The organism is Phycisphaeraceae bacterium (genome assembly GCA_015709595.1).
In the GTDB taxonomy this organism is placed as follows: domain Bacteria; phylum Planctomycetota; class Phycisphaerae; order Phycisphaerales; family SM1A02; genus CAADGA01.
The window spans coordinates 2,004,568-2,025,494 of the sequence record CP054178.1 but is presented as its reverse complement, the minus strand read 5'-3'; the positions used below and the strand labels follow the sequence as shown (position 1 = coordinate 2,025,494).

Below are 20,927 nucleotides of genomic sequence, written 5' to 3'. Positions count from 1 at the left end.
CATCACTTGGCCCGCTGCACCTCCACGCCAGCGGGCTGCTGGCGACGGAGCTGGTCCCACTCCATCTGGTTCTGACGCTGCAGGGCGTCGTTCTGCAGTCGCAGGTTGCCCTGATAATCAACGCTCTGGGGCTGCGGCGCTGGCTGCACGGGGACGCGACCGCGATCCTCCGGCGCGCCGAGCCACGTCTCGCCGCGGAAGAAGGCGTACCGCGCCGACTCGTCCCGCGCGATGGCGGTGACGCGCCCGCGCAGTCCGTCGGCGATGAACACGCCGCGCAGGTCGGTCTCGCCGGAGCGGAACTCGCTGTCCGCGCTGCCGATGGCCTTCACGTGGACCCCCGCGGGACGGTTCCCTTTCACGTCGTCGATCACGTTGATGCGGGCGCGGCCCGACTGGGCGTCCTCCTGCGCCTCGATGCGCAGCGGCGTGATGAGCACCAGTCCGCTGGCGAAGAGATCGTCTCCCCGGCAGATGACCAGGTACGCCCCTTCGTCCTTCAGCTCCAGCGGCGTCACGCGCTCCTTGTCCAGGTAGTCCCGGCCGTCGCCAAGCGACAGGCGCGTCGAGACCATCGGTTCGATGCCCGCCAGGTTGACCTGCGTGATCTGGCTGAGGTTCTTCTCGCGCAGATACAGCTTCATCAGGTCCACGCGGTAGACCTGCACGTCCGCCTCGCGGATGTTGCGGTAGCGGATGGGAAGCTCCACCTTCTCGCCCGGCCTGCGGATGGTCACTTCATCAAGCGAGAGCCGCTTGCGCTCGAAGTAGTCGATGGCCTCCGCCGCGTCGGGGTACAGCGCTCGCACCCGGTTGTACCACTCGATGGCCTGGGCCGGATGTCCCTGGGCGTGATGAATCTGCCCCAGGATGTACCGCGCGAAGTCACGGTCGGCGGTCTCCCCGTCGGCCACCACCCGCGCGGCGGCCAATGCCGGCTCGTAATCCCGCTTCCAGAAGTGACCCAGCGCGGTCATGTACTGGAATCCGCCCGCGAACTCGCCTTCGCGGAAGCGCCTGGCGAACGACTGCGAGAGGGAGATCACGGCGTCGTAGTCCCTGAGATCCAGGAAGGCGTTGGCCATGCTGAAGGCGGCGTCATCCGCCAGCGGGCTGGCGGGGTATCGCGTCAGGAAGTCCGACAGCAGGCGCACCGCCCCGGTGAGCAGGGAGACGCGCGTGGGGCGATCGGCCGCGGCGTTCGCCCCCGCCTGTCCCGGCACGCGTACGCGTCGGGCGACCTTTGCCAACTCCGAAGCGCGCTGCGACAGCGCGTACAACTGCTGAGACAGCGCGAAGGCGCTCGCCGCCACCTCCGGCGTGTCGGGGTACTGCCACCAGAGCGACTCCTGGAAGTCGATGGAATCGAGCACCTGGCCCTCGTCCTCGAGCACCGCGCTGACCATGGAATCGTTGAGGAAGCTCGAGTCGATGGTGGCGCGGAAGACGATCGCCGCGCGCTCGAACTCGCCGAGATGCCGATACGCCCGGCCCACGGCGAGAATGCGGTCGAAGGGAATCGTCAGGTCCGGGTGGCGCACGGTGAGAATCTCGAACGCGCTCACCACGCGGGCCGGGTCGAAGAGATACTCCACGGTGTGAATCCACAGCAGCATGCGGGCGACCTCGCGCTCGCTGTACTTCTGCGGTCGATCGAAGAGGGGCCAGAGATATTCCAGCGATTCCGCCAGCAGCCCGTCGTTGAACAGCGCGCTGCCCAGCACGAACCGCTCATGATCGTTGATCTGGTACGGGTCATCCGACTTCTCACCCGGCGGAAGCACGCTGAGCGCATCGACCTTGCCCAGCCGCAGGCGCGACGGGTCCAGAGCCGCCCGCACCTGCGTGGGCGCCGCGCGGTACTCACCCGTGGTGAAGCCGACGAGTTCGTACGAGAAGTCCGGCATCATCGCGCCGCCCGGCAGGTGAAGCACCAGCCGACCGTCGCGCTGCTCCACGCGCGAGACGCTGCCGCCCGACAGCGACCCCTCCACGTAGGTCATGCCCGCGGGCAGCGGCTCCTCCACCACCAGCGGCTGCGGGTTGTGCAGGTTCTGCATGTCCACGCGCACCACCACGCGCTGCCCGACCTCGATGCGCTTGACGGGCGATGAACTCGCCGCATTGATGGGTGCGCTGCGATAGGTGAGCGGCGCGTGGACATATCGACGCGATTCCACCTGCGGAAGCCCCGCGCCGGGGTTGTCGCGGAACTCTGACGAGAACCCGCGCAACGTCGCCGCGTAGGCGTACCGGCCCCGGCCGTTGAGGTCAAAGCGCACGGTGTTGGCCCCGTCGCGCAGGACCTGCGCGGGCACGTCGATCGTGACCATACCGCCCGCGCCTCGCCGCGCGATCGTGCCGACCGGCTGATCGTTCACGGTCACCGTGAGCACATAATCATCGGAGGCGAAGCGGCCCGCCTGGAAGTAGCCCCCCAGCGCGCTGAGCACCACGCCGCGCTCGCGCCCGCCCATGAGTCCATCGCACCCGGCCCGATGCAGCAGGAACTGCGCCGCCTCATGCACCTGCGGCGAGCCGGGCTTCACGCGCATCAGCGCCGCCAGCACGATGGCGGTCGTCTCCACCTCCTGATGGAGCCACGGATAACGTCCCCGGGGCGCCGACCACGATCGCAGCGTGCGCCCCTGCTCGGCGACCGTCCGCCCCGAGGCCTCGATCAACTGAAGAATCTCCGCCGCGATTTCCAGCCGGTCGAGATTGGCGAAGACGAGCGCCGCGTAGGCCTGCGCCATCGGGGGCAGGGTCTGCCGCTCGCGGTAGAGCGCGTTGGCGAGGTTGAAGTCCGCCTTGCCGCCTGCGGAAAGAGCGTGCAGGATGACGGCCTTCGACTCGTTGTCAGCCGCCTCGGAGCGCTGGTAGGCGGAGAGCAGGTACGCCTCGGCTCTGGCCAGCGTGTCGAGATGCACCGTCACGCCCGCGCGCATCGCCCGCGACAGCGCCCAGTACGTGATGCTGCTGGCGTACCAGTCGGAACTGGCGCCGGGCGTGAGCGCCCAGCCGCCGTCGCCCTGCTGACTGACCACCACAGCCCCCACCAGGGCGCGCACGCGGGCGTTCAGTCGGTCGAGGTCCGTTGCCGGCGCCTCCACCGCCCGCGCGTACTCCAGACCGGCGATGGCGGCGAGCAGTTCAGAGCCCTCGAAGCCGCCCCAGATCGGCATGGATCGCGGAAACGCCACGCCCGCATGCTCCGCCTCACGACGAGGCGCGGGTGTGAACGATCCGCCCAGCACCAGGTCGAGCAGCATGCGATCCAGATCAGGGCCGACCTGCACCATCAGCCAGCGCGAGGCGTACGGCAGCCCCGGCGGCAAGGTCACTGCCACCGAGGTGCTACCCGTGGTCACGCCGCCTCCGTGCGAGGCGTACTCCACGCCCCACGGAAGCACGGCGAGCGCTCGCCTGACCGCGTCACCATGCGCCCCGGCGCGGGCGGCCACCGTGATCTCCAACTCGCCGGCCGCGGGAGTCTCGAACGGCTCGAAGAGCGCCTCGCCCCCCTGTCCCTTGGTGATCTCGATCGACCGTCGCTGCTCCGCGATGGTGCGCGTCCCGCTGGCGACGGTCATCGTCAGTTCCACGCGACCGGCGTACTCGGTCAGGTTGTGGACGCGGGCCAGCACGCGCGGACGATCGCCCTCACGCACGGCACGGGGCGTCTTGATCTCCACGAAGAAATCCTTGCGCGTGACGATCTGGCCGGTCGCCTCGCCCACCAGCGTCTCGACGGTGACGCCTCGGGCGATGAGCCGCCACGACGAGGCGCGCTCCGGCAGCGCCAAGTCGATCACCGCCATGCCCTGCGCGTCCGTGATGATCGAGGGATTCCACCAGCCGGCGGCGTCCACGTCGCGTCGCGCGACGATGCCGCCGGCATCGTCGGCGCCCGCGAACCCGCCGATCATCGGTGGTCCGCCTTCCGCGTTGACATCGAGCCGCAGGAGACGGCTGGCCTCTCGCTCTCCCAGGCGCGCGTCAGACGCCCGACCGACGAGCAGCACATCCGCGGCGCCGGGGGCTCCGGGGGCGCCGGAGCCGCCGCCCGTGACGCCGCCTCGCGCGGGCCGTCCCGCTGGCGGGGCGGCCGGCGCCGCGCTCTTGAGCGCTTCCAGCGACTCCCCCGCGCGCGCCAGCTCCTCCTGTCGTCGCTCCGTCTGCACAAGGCGGTCGGCCTCCTCGAGGTACGCCTTGATGACCCGCGTGGTGATCGCGTCGTAGCGGAAACCGTTGCTTGACGCCGCGCGGAAGTCCGCGAATCGCGTGACCCCGCTCTGGAAGAAGGCCTGAATCGGCGGCGTGCCGTCGGGATGCACCGCCAGCAGCGTCTCATCCAACAGCGCCATGGCCAGTTCCGCCTCCACGGGACGCCCCTGTTGATCGGTGACCGTGATCTCCACCTGTCCCGTCGATCCGGGGGGGTACATGCCCAGCTTCGGCTGCACCTTCACGCGCAGCCCGCGCTCCACCGTGAAGGTCTTGCGCGCCGAGTGCAGCCGCGCTCCATCCATCACGCTGGCGGTCAGTGCGAAGTTGGGGTAGAGGTCGTGGCCGACATCGAAACGCACCTCGTTGTGCCCGGCCTGCACGGGCACGACGCGGTAGGACAGAATGGACTCACCCTCCCACGTCAGCAGGGCCAGCCCCTTGTCGATCATGCTGTGCAGCCGCACCACGGGCGAACCACCCGCCGACATCGCGTCGGACTCCGCGAAGAAGCGCAGACGGGTTGCATCATCCGACCCGGCGACGCGGATCGACGCCTCCGTCGTCACCATCTGCCTGAACTGGTCCTCGCCGGAGGCGCGCAGCACGTGCTCACCGGCCTCCCGGACCGACAGCCGCACCGTGGCCTTGCCGGTGGCGGCGTCGGTGGTGAAGCGATGCTCCTCCACCGTGATCTCCGCCGGCACGATGCCCGGCGGGCTCAGCCACGGCACGCCCGCCAGCACCGGGTTCACCGGCGGCGTCACGCGCCGCAGCACGAAGAGCGTGCCCGATCGGCTCATCGGCTTGCCGTCCGGCGAGACCGTTTCGATCGAAACGTCGAACGGCTCGCCGATGACGCTTTCCTCGACGCGCGGCTTCACCGCCATGCGGAATCCATACGTCGCCATCATGACGTACCCCGACGCGGCGACGTTCTCGCCATCCAGCGTGGCCTGGAACACGAGCGCGCGGTCGCCGCTCATCCCCGTCGTGTCGAAGCGCACGCTCGCCCGGCCTTCGGCATTCGTTCGATCGGCCAGAACCCGGCCGTCGGGCAGATGGATCGTGATGGGCCGATCGCTCGCCGGTTCACCCCACGGGTAGCGGGCGACGAACGTCGCGGTGACCATGTCGCCCCGGTACGCCACGGGCTTGTCGATCTCCGCGCTCAGAAGCACCTTGGGCAACTGGAACTGCTGCACCTGGAAGGCGACGGAGGCCGTCCACTCGCCCTTTTCCTTCTGACGAGCGGTGATGGTGTACTCCCCCACCGGCGCAGCGGGGCTGATGGGCGCCTCGATGCTGAAGGAGCCGAACTTCGACAGCGTGACCACCTGCTCGTGGATGAGCCGTCCGGCGGAATCCATGACGGCCACCACCCACTCGGCGCCGTGCGGCGCGTGGTAGGCGCCGTCGCGCACCTCGCGGATCACACCCCGCGCCTGCACCACCTGCCCCGGCCTGTACGCCGGCTGACTGGTGTGAATGAAGCCGCGCGGCGAAAGCCCGCTGGCGACGCGCAGATTTCGCAGATCAAGCGCGTTGGACGCAATGTGCCCCTCCCGCGCGGCGAACACGCGCAGATCCTGCACCCCGCCCAGGTCGTCGTGCCTCGCCAGCCACACGCCGTCCGCGCCGGTTTCGCCCGAGGCGAAGACGCGCGACCCGTCCGAGAGCAGCACCCGCGCCTGCTCGACGGGCCTGCCTGTCACCATGTTCTGGGCGAAGACAATCGCCTCGCGCCGACCGCCGCGCACCACGAAGTCGATATCCGAACGAATCACCAGCGTGGTGGCCTCGAAGTCCTCCTCGGACACGTTGATCACGCACACGCCCGGCCTTGAACCGTCGAAGGGAACCTCGATCAGACGCTCCAGCGGGCGGTACTTGGCGTAGCCGTCGATGGCGACCTCCCAGGTGCGATCCGGCTCGATGAGCGCGATGTCCAGGGCTTCCACGCCCGTGGTGGAGTGCGTCTTGCGGAAGTACGCCTCGGCGTCGAGGAAGTACTGGCGCACTGTCACCTTCTCGATGTTGCGGGTACGCAGCGAAACCATCGGCTTTTCGGTGGTGCGCCAGGTGCGCGGCGTGGCGAGGGTGAGTTGCTTCTCAGTCATGCGCGCGATGCGGGCGCGGGCCTCGCCGACCCACGAACTCCACGTCAGCCGGCGGTAGGCGTCCAGTGCGCCCTCCAGGTCGCCCAGTTTCTCCTCCAGCAGCACGCCCGTGCGGTAGAGCGCCAGGCCGGACTCCTCGCGTTCCGGATACTTGCTGACCAGCCGTCCCCACTCCGCGATGGCCCGCTGGTACTCGGCTCGGGCCGCGGCGCGCGAGGTTGTGTCATCGGGCCCGGCGTCGACGCCGATCGGTCCGACCGAGTCGATGGCGTGAAGTCGATCGCCTTCCGTCGCGTGCATCTGGCCGATGATGAACACCGCCTGGGGCGCGCGGTCATCCAGCGGATGCCGAGACAGGAACGCTCCAAGCAGTTCCTCGGCCTCGGCGTACTGACGCTTCTCGATGCGGTCCAGCGCCACCTGATACTCCACATCGATCAGCCGTCGCTGGGCGTCGGACCACCGGGGCCCGTTGGGGAATCGCGTGACATACTGCTGATACCACTGCGACGCCGGTTCAAACTGCCGCTGCTGCAGGCGGATCTCGCCCAGCAGGAAGGTGGCCTGCTGCTCCCACTCCGATTGAAGCTGCGCCGGCGATTTGCCATGCCGGGGCAGCACGTCGGTCGCCGCCGCGCCGTCCGGCAGGCGGTGGCTGGTCCTGGTGATGAACGCCTCGTACCCCCTGCAGGCGTCATCGAGCCGCCCGTGGCGCTGCAGGGCAAGGGGGATCAGCCACGCCGCCTCGACGCCGTAGGGGTGGGCCGGGTAGACCGCCAGGAACTCCCGCGCCGCCTTGAGCCCGCGCTCCAGGTCATCGCCCGTCGCCTGCGCCAGGTCGTGGGTGCGCACGATCTGCCACGAGACGTTGGCGAGGAAGGTGGTTGAGTCCACGTCGCCGACCTTCTCGACCTCTACCGCACGTGCGAGTGAGAGAAGATCCTCGAACTCCTGACGCGCGTTGGCGTTGGCGCCCGACGCCAGGAGCGACTTGCCGAGGACATAGCGTGCTTCCAGCACGTGCGCGCCGGCCGGGGGTGGATTCTCCCGCTTCTGACCCCGCGCCCGCTGGACCGAGCCGACCGGACCGGCCCACTGGGGATCGAACTCGTCAAGATACTGGTGCAGCGAGTTGACCGCGCCGCCGAAGTCCGACGCGTCGTACTGCGTGGAGGCGAGTTTGAAGAGCACCTCGTCGCGCAGCCCCCGGCCGATCTCCATGCCCAGCACGCGCCGATACAGTTTGATGGACTTCGCCCGGTCGGCAGGCGGCGCGCCGGGGTCGTTGGCGTCGGGATCAATCGCCAGGTCATCGGCGAACCGCGTGAGAATCGCGGCGATCTCTTCCTTGCGCGAGGCGGAAAGCAGCCGCTCGGCCTCCTGCTCATAGAGACGCTCCGCCTCCTCGTGGCGGCGCAGCTGCGTCAGCGCCTGGGCCTTGAGGAACAGCGATTTTCGCATCCACGTCGACCGGGGGTGTGTGGTCAGGAGCTCATCACAAGCGGCGACCACATCCGCGAATCGACCGAGGTGGAACAGGGCGGTCGCCTTGAGATGCAGGGCCTCATCCTGCTCGCGCACACGGGCGGCAAGAGCGGCGTCGGCGGCCGTCACGGCCTGCTCCAGATCGCCCTGACGCATCGTCTGGCGCAGATGGATGATCTCGGCGGAATCCTGAAACTCTTGTGCTGCAAGCACTTGTGCGCAGAACAAAAACGAAAGCAAGGCCGCCAGAACGATGACCAATCGACTCGGGGAAGTCGCCATGACACCTCTCCTGCGGAGAAACCGACAACCAGCCACGAAGGCGCGGCATCCACCATCATTACGACCGAAACCGCCTCTTCTGAGTCACAACCGTGTAAGAACCGCCGATAAAGTCAATGAAGGCCGTCGGTGATGGGACCGCCTGTCCCATCCATCAAGCCCCTCGCTGGTCCATCACGTGCCCGAAGACCCCGACACGGAATAACCCGACCTCGTCATCCGATGTATCATTGAAGGACCATGAGCAGGACACTCGCGGCCATCCTGCTGCTCACGACGCTCTCGATGCGAGCGGTGGCGGTGATGCTGCATCCCGGCGGCGTCCTGTGCATCCCGCAGGCGGAATCGTGCCACGTCGGAACGGCGACGACCGGCCACGAAGCGTGCTGCCCCCGCGAGGTCGCGGCCCCGGTGGTCTCGCTGGCCTGCGCCACGCCCTGTCACGATGACTGCAACGGCTGCCTGAATGTCGATCTGCCGCATGAACCCATGCGGGCGGATGGCGCCATCGACGCCCCCCGGCTGGTCAAGGCCGACGCCTCCTGCCTGCCGGCCTGGGTGCTTGTCGCGTCGCCGCCCCAGTCGCCGGCGGCATCTCGCCTGATCCGCGAGACGAGTCACGCCGGCTGCCTGCACGCGCCCATCGTGCGCGCCACGCGCCTGCTCATCTAGCTCTCACTCCCACGCGAGACCCTCGCCTGTTCGGACGACGCTGTCGATGCGCCGCCATCGTGCGCTCGGACCCGCGCGTTCGACGGACAACAAGGCAGGCAGTTGATGTGCTCGAACCCCTTGGGAGTGCGACCGTGTCCATTCGCTGGTTTCTCATTCCGCTGCTGTCGGCGGCCCTGACCGGCTGCCAGACGTACCAGCCCAGCCCGCCGGAGCTGGAGCGCCACTATGCCGCCTGGTTGAACTCGGTTCCCACGAACGACACGCTGGCGTCATTCGCGGCGCGCATCGCCGCGACGGCCGACACCCCTGCGGCGTGGACGCTTGATGACGGCCTGAACCTGGCCGAGGCCGAAGCCCTGGCGCTGTTCGGCAACGCGGAGTTGCGCGTGGCGCGCTCCCGCGCGGGAGTGACCGCCGCAAGCGCCGCCCACGCCGGACTGTGGGACGACCCGGTGCTCGCCATGGACGTCACCCGCATCGTGAGCGGGATGGCGAACCCGTGGATGTTCATGACTTCGATCTCCTTCACACTGCCCGTTTCCGGCCGGCTCAAGACGGAGATCGCCCTGGCTGACGCCGGGCACGCCGTTGAACTCCACCGCATCGCCGAGCGCGAGTGGGAGACGCGCATGATGGTCCGCGAGACGTGGGTGGAGCGGGCCGCGATGGAGCACCAGGTGGAGACGGCCCGTGCGTATCAGGCGGAACTCGACGCCCTCATCGCCATCGTGGACCGCATCGAGCAGGCGGGCGAAATGACTCGCACCGCGGCACGGCTGTTCCACATCGAACGAATGAAGCTCGTCAACGACCTGAACGCGATGGAAGAGTCGCTGACCCTCGCAGCCCTGCGCCTGCGCCAGTTGATGGGGCTGGCGCCGCACGTGACGTTGTCCCCGGCGCGCGACCTGCCGAAGCCGCCGGCGCCGGAGTCGCTCCCGATGGACGCGACGCGCTCGCTCATCGAACACCCCACGCTGCAGACGTTGAAGGCCATGCACGAGGCGGCGGAGCGAACCCTGGCGCATGAGATCCGCAGGCAGTACCCCGACCTGGGCGTCGGGCCCGGCTACGAGTACGAGGACGAGGAGCACAGGGTCCGCGTCGGCCTCATGCTGCCTCTGCCAATCTTCAATCGCAACCAGCGAGCCATCGCCGAGGCCCGCGCCGAGCGCGACGCAGCCCGGGTGATGCTCGAAACCGCAATGGAAACCCTGGCCTCGGACCGCGCCCAGGCCATCGCCCGACTGCACGGCGCGGCGGAGCGCCGCCGCGTCATGGAAGAGCGCATTCTGCCGCTCATCGACGCCCAGTTCGACGACGCCCGCCGCATCGCGGAACTGGGCGAGGTGGACACCTTCATGCTGCTCGAGACGCTTCGGCAGCGCTTGGAAGGGCGGCTCGGACTGATCGACCTGATCGCGGCGGAAGCTCGCGCGGGCGTGGCGCTGTCGCGGCTTCTCGGTCCGTCGAACACGGATGACAATTCCGCTCCCCCCAGCACGACGGAAGGAGGCGCGTCATGGTGACCCGATCCACCGGCAATCTGCTCACGCTGGCCGCGGGCGCCCCGACGAGGGGGCGAGGCGGCGCAATCGACGTTCCCCGCCCCCGCTTCCGCTGGTCCACGCGCGTGCTGCTGCCCCTGGCGATGCTGCTGGGCGCCGTGGGGGTGCTGGGCTACAGCGCCCGGGAGTCGCTGCGACCCGCGGTCGAGGTGACGGTGCTGCCAGTCATCGCACGCCCGCCCGCGCTGATCGAAGCGTCGCCCGAAGCACGATCCGCGTCCACTCCGGCCGCGCGGGTGATTCTCGCCCAGGCCCCGGGATGGGTCGAGCCGGAGCCCTACGCGGTGCTGGTCCAGCCGCTCATTGAGGGCGTGGTGCGCGAGGTGCACGTGCTCGAGGGCGAGCGCGTGGAGGCGGGGCAGGTCGTGGTCACGCTGATCGACGAGGATGCGCGGCTGGCGCTCGAACGGGCCGATGCGGAAGTGCTCACCGAGCGGGCGTCCGTCGAGCGAATGAAGGCCGACCTGCCGATCGCGCTGGCTCGCGTCGCCGAACTGCGCGATGAGGTTGAGCGCAAGCGCGGCCTGGTCGAGATTCGCGGCATTTCCGAAGGCGAGTTCACCCGCCTGACGCTGCGCCTGAAGGCGGCCGAAGCGGAGGCCGACGCCGCTCGCGCGGCCGTCGCCGTGGCCGAGGCGGCGCTGAAGCGGGCGGAAGTCGAGCGCCGCACCGCTCAGCTCGCCCTGGAGCGCACGGTGATCCGCGCGCCCGTGTCGGGCGTGGTCCTGTCGCGCACCGTGCAGCCGGGCACGCGCATCAGCATGGCGATTTCCGGGGGCGGGGGCGGGGGCGGGGCCGGGGGGGGCGGCGCGGGCATGTCGGCGATGCTCTCGCTCTACGACCCCGCGCGGCTGCAGGTGCGGGCGGATGTGCCCCTGGCCGACTTCGGCAAGATCGCCTTGGGCACGCGAGCCGAAGTGACCACTGAGGCCCTGCCCGATGTCGTGCTGACCGGCGAGGTGCGCCGCATCGTGCATGAGGCGGACATTCAGCGCAACACCGTGGCGGTGAAGGTGGTGCTGGACGCGCCGCCCTCCGTGCTCAAGCCCGACATGCTGATGCGGGTGCGCTTCGTCAGCGGGGGCGAGGCGACATCCGCCGGCGCCGGGGCGCCGCGCGACGGCGAGGCCGTCGCCGAACTTCGGCTGTATGTGCCCGAGGCCGCGCTGACCGAGCGAGCGTCGGATCGCGCCGTGGTATGGCTGGCCCGTCCCACGCGCGGCGGCCGCGCCGTGGCGGAACGGCGCGACGTCACGCTCCAGTCCGCCGCTGACGCCGGCTACGTCCGGGTTCTCGACGGGGTGAAGGCGGGCGACCGTGTGATCGTTCAATCGAGTGGGCCGCTGGCGCCCGGCGGCATCGTGCGCGTCCGCGATGATTCGATCGCCGTCCACGCCATGGAAGGAGCCGTCGATCATGCCCTTCATTGAGTGCCGCAATCTCAGCAAGTCGTACTACAAGGGCGACGTGACCATCACGCCGCTCCAGTCGCTCGACCTGGACGTGGAGCCGGGGGAATTCCTGGCGCTGATGGGCCCGTCCGGCAGCGGCAAGACCACCCTGCTCAACCTGATCGCGGGAATCGACCGCCCCACCACGGGCGTGCTGCGTGTGGGCGGCACCGACATCGCCACGCTGTCGCGCGGACGGCTGGCTTCATGGCGGGCGAAGAACGTCGGCTACATCTTCCAGCTCTACAACCTGGTGCCGGTGCTGACCGCCTACGAGAACATCGAGCTGCCGCTGCTGCTGCATGGTCTGTCCAGGCGTCAGCGGCACGAACGGGTGCGGGCGGCGCTGGACCTGGTGGACATGGCCGACCGCCACGACCACTACCCGAGGCAGCTCTCCGGTGGGCAGGAGCAGCGCGTGGCCATCGCGCGGGCCATCGTCACCGAACCGACGCTGATCGTCGCCGATGAGCCCACCGGCGACCTCGACCGCGAATCGGCCGCGAACATCATGGACCTGCTCACCCGGCTGTCGAAGGAACTGGGGCGCACGCTCATCATGGTGACGCATGACGCGCACTGCGCGTCGTACGCCGGGCGGACGGTCCATCTGGAGAAGGGGCGGCTGGTGGAGGCCGAACAGGTCGTCGCCGTCGGCGCCCGCTGATCCTGGAGCATGACATGATCCGACCACGATACATCCCGCTCACGCTCAAGCAGGTCTGGCGTCACCGCACGCGCAGCGCGCTCACGATCGCGGGCATCGCGGTGGCGATGTTCCTCTTCGTCACCGTGCAGGCGCTGCAGCGCGGGGTGCATGAGGCCACCAGCGTCACCGCCGCGGACACCACGCTCGTCGTCTACCGCGAAAACCGCTTCTGCCCCGCCACCAGCCGCCTGCCGGAGTATTACGGCGACCGCATTGCGCGGCTGCCGGGCGTGACGAACGTGGTTCCGATGAAGATCGTGGTGAACAACTGCGGCGCGTCGCTCGACGTGGTGACCTTCCGCGGCGTGCCGGGGGATCGCCTCGATGACCTGGCGAAGCACTGGACCATCCTCGACGGATCGATTGACGAGTGGCGTCGGCGCTCGGATGCCGCGCTGGTCGGCGAGCGGCTCGCCTCGCGCCGCGGTCTGAAGGTGGGCCAGTCGTTCGACGCCGCGGGCGTCACAGTCAACATCGCGGGCATTCTGCGCTCCACCGAACACCAGGACCAGAACGTGGCGTACGTGTCGCTGCCATTTCTGCAGCAGGCGGCGCGGGGCAGCAAGCTGGGCATCGTCACGCAGTTCAACGTGCGCGTGGATGACCCGGCGAAACTCGAGGAGGTCGCCCGGCGCATCGACGAGGAGTTCCGCCACGACGTGGAGCCCACGCACACGCGCCCCGAGAAGGCCTTCGTGGCCCAGGCCGGGGCGGACGTGGTCGAACTGGTGCGATTCACGCGCTTCGTCGGATGGGGCTGCCTGCTGGCGGTGCTGGGGCTGGTCGCCAACGCCACCATCCTGAGCGTGCAGGATCGCATCAAGGAGCACGCGATTCTCCAGACACTCGGCTTCCGGGGCGGATTGATCGCCCGGCTCATCGTCACCGAAGGACTGCTCCTGAGCATGCTCGGCGGCCTGCTGGGCGCCGGGGCGGCCGGCGCGGTGCTGCACTGGGGGTCGTTCACCCTCTCGAACGAAGGGCTGAGCGTGCTGGTCAACATCGATCCGACGACCCTCGGCGTCGGACTGGCCATCGCGGGCGGCGTAGGCGTGCTGGCCGGGCTGGTTCCCGCGTGGCAGGCCGGGCGACGCGAGATCGCCGCGTGCTTCCGCGCCGTGTGAGCAGGAAGGAACTGACACGTGCGACGACTCCCCCTCGATTACGCCATCCGCAACCTCGGGCGGTCGCCCACGCGCCTGCTGCTCACGGTGGGCGGCAGCGGCCTGCTGGTCCTCATCGTGCTCACGGCGGCGGCGTTCGTGCGCGGCATGGGGCTGTCGCTGCAGGGATCGGGCGGGGCGAACAACGTCATCCTGCTGGGCACGGGCAGCGAGGAATCGGTGGAGCGCAGCGAGATCGGCGCCCGCGTGGCGGGCATCGTGGCCGGCACCATCCGCGGCATCCGCGAGGACATGGGCACCCCCTTCGTCTCGCCCGAGGTCCACGTGCAGCTCCCCACTCGCCTCGCGCGGGACGGCGAGCGAGGCGCACTGGTGATGGTGCGAGGCGTCACCCCCGCCGCACTGCTCGTGCACGACCAGGTGCGCCTCGTCGAAGGACGCCTGCCGATGCAGGGGCGCAATGAAGTGATGGTCGGCGGCGCAACGTCCACGCGGCTGGGCGTGCGTTCCGACGAACTGGCCGTCGGAGGCGAGTTGTGGATCGACAAGCAGCCGTGGATCATCGTGGGCCGCTTCGAGGCGCTGGGAACGGTGATGGACGCCGAGATCTGGACATCGCTGACCGACCTCAAGACCGCCATGAAGCGTGAGACGGATTCATGCGTGATCCTGACGCTTGATCCCCAAGCAGGAGAGTATTCCGATGTCGATCTCTTCGCGCGCACCCGGCTGGACCTGGAGCTGACGGCGATTCCCGAAACCGCCTACTACGCCCGGCTGTCGGCGTTCTTCGCGCCGATCCGCGCGGTGGTATGGATCACCGCCGGACTCATCGCCATCGGCGGGCTGCTGGGCGGATTGAACACCATGTACGCGGCCTTCGTGTCGCGGGTGCGCGAGTTTGGCACGCTGCAGGCGCTGGGGTTTCGTCGCGTCGCCATCCTCGCCTCGCTGGTGCAGGAGTCGGTGGTCGCCACCGCCGCCGGGGCGCTGATCGGCAGCGCCCTTGGGCTGTGGCTGCTGGACGGCGTGGCGGTGCGGTTCTCCATCGGCGCGTTCGGGCTGGTGGTGGACGCCCCCGTGCTGGGCGTGTCGCTCGGCGCGGGACTGATACTGGGCGTGATCGGCGCGATGCCGCCCGGCATACGCTGTCTGCGCATGCCCATCCCCAGCGCGCTCAAGGCGGTCTGAAACCGAACCCGAACCGGGTTCATATGCTGTCTGAAAGGAGTGCCTCGATGCGATTCACACGATGGACGGCGGGCTCACTGCTGGCCGCGATCATGTTCACCAGCGGCGTGACGGGATGCGGGAGCAACGGTGGCGGTGAAGGCGCGCCGGTCAACGGCGCGGCCGCGGCGACGCTGCCGGATTCGCTGTTCCTGCCCGCCGCCCCCGAGTCCGCGCCAGGCGTGGCGGACGCCAAGACCGGCGCCGCCGCGGGCCAGCCGATCACGCTCCGCGGACGCATCGGCGGCAGCCGCACGCCCTTCGTGGACGGACGCGCCGCGTTCACCATCGTCGGCGCGGGACCGGCGGCATGCTCGGATACGCCGGGCGACGAATGCCGCACACCCTGGGATTACTGCTGTGAACCGCGCGAGTCGCTGGCGAAGCACTCGGCGACCATCCGCATCGTCGATGCCGCCGGTCAGCCGCTGAAGGTGAACGCCAAGGGCGCCCGTGGACTGCGCGAGCTGAGCGAGATCATCGTCGTCGGCACGGTGGCTCAATCGGAAGGCGACCTGCTCGTGGTGGACGCCACCGGAATCTTCATCGTGCAGTAGGAGACCGTTGGCTCCTGACTGACGGCAGCCCTACTGCGTCTGATCGAGCGACGCGGCCTCGCACGAGTTGGCGAGGTTGAACAGCGCCAATGTGTCCGCATCGTCAGCGCGGGGCGGCACGAGGATGCAGAACCGGCCATTGTCGAGGTTGTACCACGCGTTGACCGCGTTGGCGTCGTTCAGGTCAAACGTCTTCTCGAGGGGGTAGAGCGTCGTCGCCCCGGCGGCGATGCGCTGAATCCGCATCACCCGGCCCGTCCAGGAGTGCTCGGGAATGCCCGTGCCCCGGAACCACTCGGCGTGAATCTCCTCCGGCACCCCCTGCTCGTTGAGCGGATACAGCCCGGAGTGCCGGTGCACCTGGATCAGCTCGCGCACGCGGCGCACGTTCGACGCGGCGCTCTTGGCCCTGGCTTCGGACTCGATCGAGTTGTACTTGGGGAAGACGATCGCCGCCAGGATCCCCAGCGCCACGATGACGATGAGCAGTTCGACCAGCGTCATGCCGCGCGCGGGGCGACCCTGAACCTTCCGGTCAGACATCGGGATGGCGCATGAGGCGCGGCGCATCGTGTCCCCGCAAGGATCGGCTGGATGACGAGGCAGGTTGGGCGATCCGGTTTGGATGGGCCGATGGAGCCGCTCCAGTCAACCTGCCCATACCGGATAGTCGATACAGGTTGCCATGAGCCAGTCCGTTCTGATCGAGACCAAACCCCTCGACATCGATCGCTCGCTGCTGATCGTGGTCGGCGCCCACCTGCGCGCGGAAGTCTTCGACCGTCCGGTCGCCTACCGGCTGCGGGATCGCATCCGGGGCTGGATCGACGGGCGCACCCGCCGGGGCGAGTGGATCGACGTCGCCCAGTCGGGGCTCGACATCATGGTCTGCACCGATCTCTGGTATCTGAACAACCTCGATCTGATGGAGCGGCCGTCCATCGTCATCGGCGCGCCGGGGGTCAACGCCGCCTCGGCCTGGCTGGCTGGCCGGATTCCCGCGGCGCTCACGCTGGACGGCTCACTGCAGATTCACCTGGACCTCGAGCTGACGACGCTGAAGTCGTGCGTGTGGGGCGTAAATCCTTCCGCCACGCACGACGCGCTCTCGCTGTTCGAGCGAAAATACCTTGATCGATTCCTGCTGCGGGCGCATGGGGAGCCGGTGGAGGAGTCCGCCGCACCGTAACCGGCGTGGTCACCCCCCGCGCGGCACCGTGGTGGACGGCTCCAGAATCTGCACGCGGTCGGCGAGCATGTCCCAGCGGAAGCGGCGCGCCCGCGTGGGGATGGGCGAGCGCTCCGTGGAAATCTCCGCGTCGCGTGTGGGCGTGCCGGCGATCTCGGCGATCTCGGTGGCCTTCGTGTAGGTCAGCGCGTCGCAGTCCACGCGGCGGCCCAGCCCGCTGAAGAGCACCGCGCCGCGGGCCTCGAACTTCTCCACGTCAGTGGAGCCGCCGAAGTCGAGTCCCGGCTGGCGCTCCGCGCCGGGCCGACGCTTGACGGCCACGTCCAGCTTGGCGGTCGAGAGCGTCATGGTGGAGTGATCCAGCCCCTTGCGCTGCATGGTCACGTCTCGCTGCATCACGATCTGGTATCGCTCATCCACCTGCTGCTTCATCACCATGCCGCCCTGCCACTGGAAGAGCGTGGTGCCCCGACCCGTCATGCCCATCATGGGAACCGGTCCGGCCTCGGTGACGCCGCGTTCCGCGCCCGCATCGGATGTCTCCGGGCGCGGGTCGTGAATCAGCAGCTCCCCGGCGCCCAGCACCGTGGCCTCGAGGGTGCGCTGGTGATAATCCACGTGCTGCCCGGCGATGTAGTGAATCCGCTGCGGTCCGGTGTAACCCGGCTCATCCCACAGGTGCGTTTCAAGTTTCGCATCACCCTTGGCGGTGAACCGCCTGAGCACGCGTCGCGTGGCCGGCTTGCCGCCCTCCCCCGGCGGCGCACCGGGAATCGCCTCCTCCTCGAACTCCATCGTCAGCACGAGAGCGTCGATGAAGTTCCGCTCCAGCGGCGTCTCGGAGCGCGCCTTGACCGAGCCGCGCACGTCCAGCATGCCCGAGCCGGCGGCAGCCCCCTCGGTGAACGTCAGACGATCCGTCCACTCCAGATCGATGGTGCGGGCGTCGAGCGAAAGCGACTCCAGCCCCTCGTTTCCTCCGGGCGGCGCATCCGAGGGGGCCGCGGGCGGATCGACCGGCGGCGCGGGAGGCGCGGCGCCTTCCGCCGGCGACTCCTTCGCGTCCTTCCGCCCGGGGTTGAGAATATTCGCCTTGCCCGCGCCCACCAGCGTCACGGTGGCGCGGCCTCGCTCGCGCGTCACCTTGGCGTGCGTGCCGGAGGCGGTGAAATTCACGCCTTCCTCCGACCCCGTCACCACCACCTCACGCCCCGTCAGATCGGCGATCTCGGCGATCGCGTCGGCGACCAGCAGATCGCCCGAGGCCCGCGCCCCGTTGTCCATGACGATCTCGACTTTCTCTTCCGCGCGGAACGTGCGGATGCGCCGATCGGAGAACTGCGTGGAACGATCCGGCGTCGGCGCGGCGCCTTCCCCCACCGGCTTCGGCGGCGCGGGCTCCAGCAGCACGTACAGGTTCGAGGCCTTCACCTCCTGCGTCGCGTCGCGCACCATCGACCGGCCCGTGGCGAACATCTCGCGCGGCTTGCGCTCCTGCTTCGGATCATCCGGATCGGGTGCGAAGAGAATGCGCAGGTGATCGGTGCCCAGCAGCCCCCCCCGCTCATCCAGCCCCCGGGCGATGACCGCGCCCGCGGCGACGATCTCCCGGATCGCCTCGGATCGTTCGCCCTGGGCGGCGTCCGCCACGCGCGGCTGCTCGGTGTCGAAGTGAACTTCCAGCAGATCGCTCTGCATGTTGAAACGTTCTTCGTTGACGATCACATCGCCTCGGAAGATGGCCTTCTCCAGTCGCCCGCGCCCGCCGCTTCCCCCACCCTGGCCCGCGCCGGCGTTCGGGCTGTCGAGGAACACCAGTTCGACGCCGCTGGACCACTCGATGTCGAGGCCGCCGTCAAGCGCCGGCGCCTCGGGCCGGGCCGGCGCGTTCGGATCGATCGCGCCCGCCTCTGCCGCCTGTCCTTCGATGCGCGCCACGCCCTCGGCCAGATGCATCATGCCCGGCCCGACCAGTTCGCCCCGGCTGTCGCGGACGCTGTAGTCGAAGCGCGTTCCCTTGAGCGAGATTTCGCTGCTGTCGAGCGTGAGCGTGTGCTCGTCGGTGCCGAGCAGCGCCAATCGCTCGCCCGCGGTGATGTACTCGATGCGCCCGCACGTGGCCGTGGCTTCCTTGGCCCGGTCCACCAGCGTGACGGGCGAGCCGACCAGTTCGGCATGCACGTCGTCCTTCGACGCCAGATGCACTTCGCCGGGCTCCACCGGCAGCACGATGAGCCGCCCGGCATAGGAGAGGTAGACGTCGTCCGGCCCCGGTGCTGGCGCCACGCGCGAGGGATCAACGGGATCCTGCGCCGCCGCGAGCACCAGCGTCGCCACCACGTCGCGCGGGCGGATGCTGGGAATCCACGCCCCGCCGCTTCGCGATCGACCCGCCGCCGCCACCGACGACTCGCGCAATTCGGAGTTGTCCATCGAGAAAACCAGGCGAAGCACGTCCCCGGTGATGAACTGGTCAGGATCGGCCTCGACGCCTCGCCACAGGTGTACGTCGCGCTCGAACGTGGCGCGGTAGAAGCGATCGGGCTCGGCCTGACGCGACGCTTCGCGGGCGCGGCGCTCGGCCATCTCGCGCCGGGCGCGCAGCCAGTCGCGCCGCTCCGCCGCCGAGGCATCCGGGCCGGGGCGGGGCGGGGCCGACTGAGGACGCACCGAGGCGACGAACGGAGGCAGCTCCAGCCCGCGACCCGACACGCCGCCCGGCGCGGCGTGGGGACCGGTCAGGTCCGGCGCGTGACGAAGCGTGGAGGCGCCGTCGGTGGAAGGCGCGGCTTCCGTCGAACCGCTCGTCGCCTTCGCCAGCGCCGCTCCCGCGATGCGGATCGGCCGAGTCGCCTCGTCGATCGTCAGCCGCCTCAATCCGTACACCTTGTCGTAATCGGCCAGCAGGCCGCGCCCGAAGAACTCCATGCTCGTGGTCTGCACGTGCAGGTCGGCGTCGCAGCGGATCTCGCCGCGCAGGTTGTCGAACACCGCCTCGCTGGTGGTCACATAGACCGATGGCCCCATGGTGCGCGGATCGGGCAGGGTATCCCGTGTTCCTTCGTAGAGTGCGATGCGCACGTTGCCGCTGATGCGGCCTGATTCCAGCATGCGGTTGTCGCGCCGGCGCGCCGTGGCCTGATCGCCTGACACCACGAGGATGCGGTTATTCGACAGGTAAAACCGGCCGCTGGGGTTGATGAGCTCGATCTCTCCGCCCGGCTTCGGCTCCAGGCGAGTGGCGGTGTACTCCTGCACCAGGCGTCCCTGGGCGTCGGCGATCTGCACCCAGCCGCCGCGCTCCAGGACGAAGTCGCCCTCGCGCACGTTGGAGAACCCGCCCGACGCCGCATCGGCGATCGAAGGCGGCTTGATCTCCGCGACCGGCGACCCGTCATCCGACGGACGCACCGGATCGTCCGGACCATCCAGGTTGAACGCCACCACCAGCAGGGCCAGGGCCAGCAGGCCGCCGCACGTCACCAGCAGCCAGCGACGCCCGCGGCCGTAGGCGTCCACGGGCGGGGGATCATCCGACGAACGGACGACGGGGTCAGTCATGGTCCTGGATTCCGAAGAGGGCCAAGGCGTCCGACCAGCGGTTGTGCGCCTTGAGAAGGTGCTCCACCGCCTCGCGCACGGCCCCGAAGCCGCCCGGACGCACCGTGACGAACCGCGCCGTCTCGCGTACCTCGCGGCAGGCGTCGGCCACAGCCATAGGATAGCCGACCATCCGCAGCATGGGCAGGTCGGGCAGGTCGTCGCCCATCGCGGCCACCTGCTCCAGCGGGATATCCAGTTCCGTCGCCAGTCGCCCCACCGCCTCGCCCTTGTCCGGCACCCCCAGCAGGACGTGGCGGATGCCCAGTTCCCGCGCCCGGTGCGTGACGCACATGCCCGTGCGACCGGAAATCAACGCCGTCTGGTACCCCAGTTTGCGCCACATGACCAGCCCGCTGCCGTCGCGGACGTGGTATCGCTTGGTCTCCACCCCCTGATCGTCGATGAAGATGCCGCCATCGGTGAGCACGCCGTCCACGTCGAGACAGAGCAGCCGAATCTCGCCGGGATCATCCGCCATGAGCGCGCCTCCTTGCGCGGGATTCTACCGGAAGAGAGGTGGTTGGGGTGGAGACGCTCCGCGCCGGTTGGCTCCGAGGCCACTCGCGGAGCAAGTCTCCAACCCCTTGCCGCCAGGAACACCCCTGGGATTCACATGATTCGCACGGCAGGGCGTAGCGAATGAGCAGCACCCAGGTGATGCAGGAACGCAACCGCCCACCTTGCGGCGGGCGGTTGCATGAATGCGA

At 69.2% G+C, this 20,927-nt stretch carries 12 protein-coding genes; 8 read left to right on the top strand and 4 right to left on the bottom strand.

The window, feature by feature from the left end:
• Nucleotides 1-2: 2 nt before the first annotated feature.
• Nucleotides 3-8,114: an outer membrane protein assembly factor BamD gene (gene bamD, locus HRU76_08475; protein ID QOJ17616.1), complete on the bottom strand. Its 8,112-nt coding sequence runs from the start codon at nucleotides 8,112-8,114 to the stop codon at nucleotides 3-5.
• 240 nt (nucleotides 8,115-8,354) lie between these two features.
• On the opposite strand from bamD, the gene HRU76_08470 reads away from it, so the two are divergent.
• From HRU76_08470 to HRU76_08440, 7 genes are all read left to right on the top strand, one after another.
• Nucleotides 8,355-8,786, top strand: coding sequence for a hypothetical protein (locus tag HRU76_08470; protein QOJ17615.1), 432 nt, complete (start codon nucleotides 8,355-8,357; stop codon nucleotides 8,784-8,786).
• A 134-nt stretch (nucleotides 8,787-8,920) separates the two neighbouring features.
• Complete coding sequence (locus HRU76_08465; GenBank protein ID QOJ17614.1) at nucleotides 8,921-10,318, top strand: TolC family protein; 1,398 nt, start codon at nucleotides 8,921-8,923, stop codon at nucleotides 10,316-10,318.
• On the top strand, nucleotides 10,312-11,787 hold the full coding sequence (locus tag HRU76_08460) for an efflux RND transporter periplasmic adaptor subunit (protein ID QOJ17613.1): 1,476 nt from the start codon (nucleotides 10,312-10,314) through the stop codon (nucleotides 11,785-11,787). The genes HRU76_08465 and HRU76_08460 overlap by 7 nt, the downstream gene beginning before the upstream one ends.
• Nucleotides 11,774-12,475 carry an ABC transporter ATP-binding protein gene (locus HRU76_08455; protein ID QOJ17612.1) on the top strand — a complete coding sequence of 234 codons (702 nt, stop codon included), beginning with the start codon at nucleotides 11,774-11,776 and terminating at the stop codon, nucleotides 12,473-12,475. Before HRU76_08460 ends, HRU76_08455 begins: the two co-directional genes overlap by 14 nt.
• Nucleotides 12,476-12,489: 14 nt before the next feature.
• Nucleotides 12,490-13,641: an ABC transporter permease gene (locus HRU76_08450; GenBank protein QOJ17611.1), complete on the top strand. Its 1,152-nt coding sequence runs from the start codon at nucleotides 12,490-12,492 to the stop codon at nucleotides 13,639-13,641.
• An 18-nt stretch (nucleotides 13,642-13,659) separates the two neighbouring features.
• On the top strand, nucleotides 13,660-14,832 hold the full coding sequence (locus HRU76_08445; GenBank protein QOJ17610.1) for an ABC transporter permease: 1,173 nt from the start codon (nucleotides 13,660-13,662) through the stop codon (nucleotides 14,830-14,832).
• Nucleotides 14,833-14,879: 47 nt separating this feature from the next.
• Nucleotides 14,880-15,428: a hypothetical protein gene (locus tag HRU76_08440; GenBank protein ID QOJ17609.1), complete on the top strand. Its 549-nt coding sequence runs from the start codon at nucleotides 14,880-14,882 to the stop codon at nucleotides 15,426-15,428.
• 30 nt (nucleotides 15,429-15,458) lie between these two features.
• On the opposite strand, the gene HRU76_08435 is transcribed toward HRU76_08440, so the two are convergent.
• Nucleotides 15,459-15,971, bottom strand: coding sequence for a prepilin-type N-terminal cleavage/methylation domain-containing protein (locus HRU76_08435; protein ID QOJ17608.1), 513 nt, complete (start codon nucleotides 15,969-15,971; stop codon nucleotides 15,459-15,461).
• Between the two features lie 142 nt (nucleotides 15,972-16,113).
• Between HRU76_08435 and HRU76_08430 the strand changes: the two genes are divergently transcribed.
• On the top strand, nucleotides 16,114-16,617 hold the full coding sequence (locus HRU76_08430; GenBank protein ID QOJ17607.1) for a hypothetical protein: 504 nt from the start codon (nucleotides 16,114-16,116) through the stop codon (nucleotides 16,615-16,617).
• Between the two features lie 9 nt (nucleotides 16,618-16,626).
• Here the strand turns inward: HRU76_08430 and HRU76_08425 are convergent, their stop codons facing one another.
• A complete protein-coding gene (locus tag HRU76_08425) occupies nucleotides 16,627-20,178 on the bottom strand; it encodes a hypothetical protein (GenBank protein ID QOJ17606.1) in 3,552 nt (1,183 codons plus the stop codon).
• Nucleotides 20,171-20,698, bottom strand: coding sequence for an HAD hydrolase family protein (locus HRU76_08420; GenBank protein QOJ17605.1), 528 nt, complete (start codon nucleotides 20,696-20,698; stop codon nucleotides 20,171-20,173). Before HRU76_08420 ends, HRU76_08425 begins: the two co-directional genes overlap by 8 nt.
• Between the last annotated feature and the right edge of the window lie 229 nt (nucleotides 20,699-20,927).

Excerpts from the sequence above, each read along its gene's own strand:
- HRU76_08470 (QOJ17615.1), top strand. The coding sequence starts at position 8,355 with ATGAGCAGGACACTCGCGGCCATCCTGCTGCTCACGACGCTCTCGATG.
- HRU76_08460 (QOJ17613.1), top strand. The coding sequence starts at position 10,312 with ATGGTGACCCGATCCACCGGCAATCTGCTCACGCTGGCCGCGGGCGCC.
- HRU76_08440 (QOJ17609.1), top strand. The coding sequence starts at position 14,880 with ATGCGATTCACACGATGGACGGCGGGCTCACTGCTGGCCGCGATCATG.
- HRU76_08450 (QOJ17611.1), top strand. The coding sequence starts at position 12,490 with ATGATCCGACCACGATACATCCCGCTCACGCTCAAGCAGGTCTGGCGT.
- HRU76_08420 (QOJ17605.1), bottom strand. The coding sequence starts at position 20,698 with ATGGCGGATGATCCCGGCGAGATTCGGCTGCTCTGTCTCGACGTGGAC.
- HRU76_08435 (QOJ17608.1), bottom strand. The coding sequence starts at position 15,971 with ATGTCTGACCGGAAGGTTCAGGGTCGCCCCGCGCGCGGCATGACGCTG.
- HRU76_08430 (QOJ17607.1), top strand. The coding sequence starts at position 16,114 with ATGAGCCAGTCCGTTCTGATCGAGACCAAACCCCTCGACATCGATCGC.
- bamD (QOJ17616.1), bottom strand. The coding sequence starts at position 8,114 with ATGGCGACTTCCCCGAGTCGATTGGTCATCGTTCTGGCGGCCTTGCTT.
- HRU76_08425 (QOJ17606.1), bottom strand. The coding sequence starts at position 20,178 with ATGACTGACCCCGTCGTCCGTTCGTCGGATGATCCCCCGCCCGTGGAC.
- HRU76_08455 (QOJ17612.1), top strand. The coding sequence starts at position 11,774 with ATGCCCTTCATTGAGTGCCGCAATCTCAGCAAGTCGTACTACAAGGGC.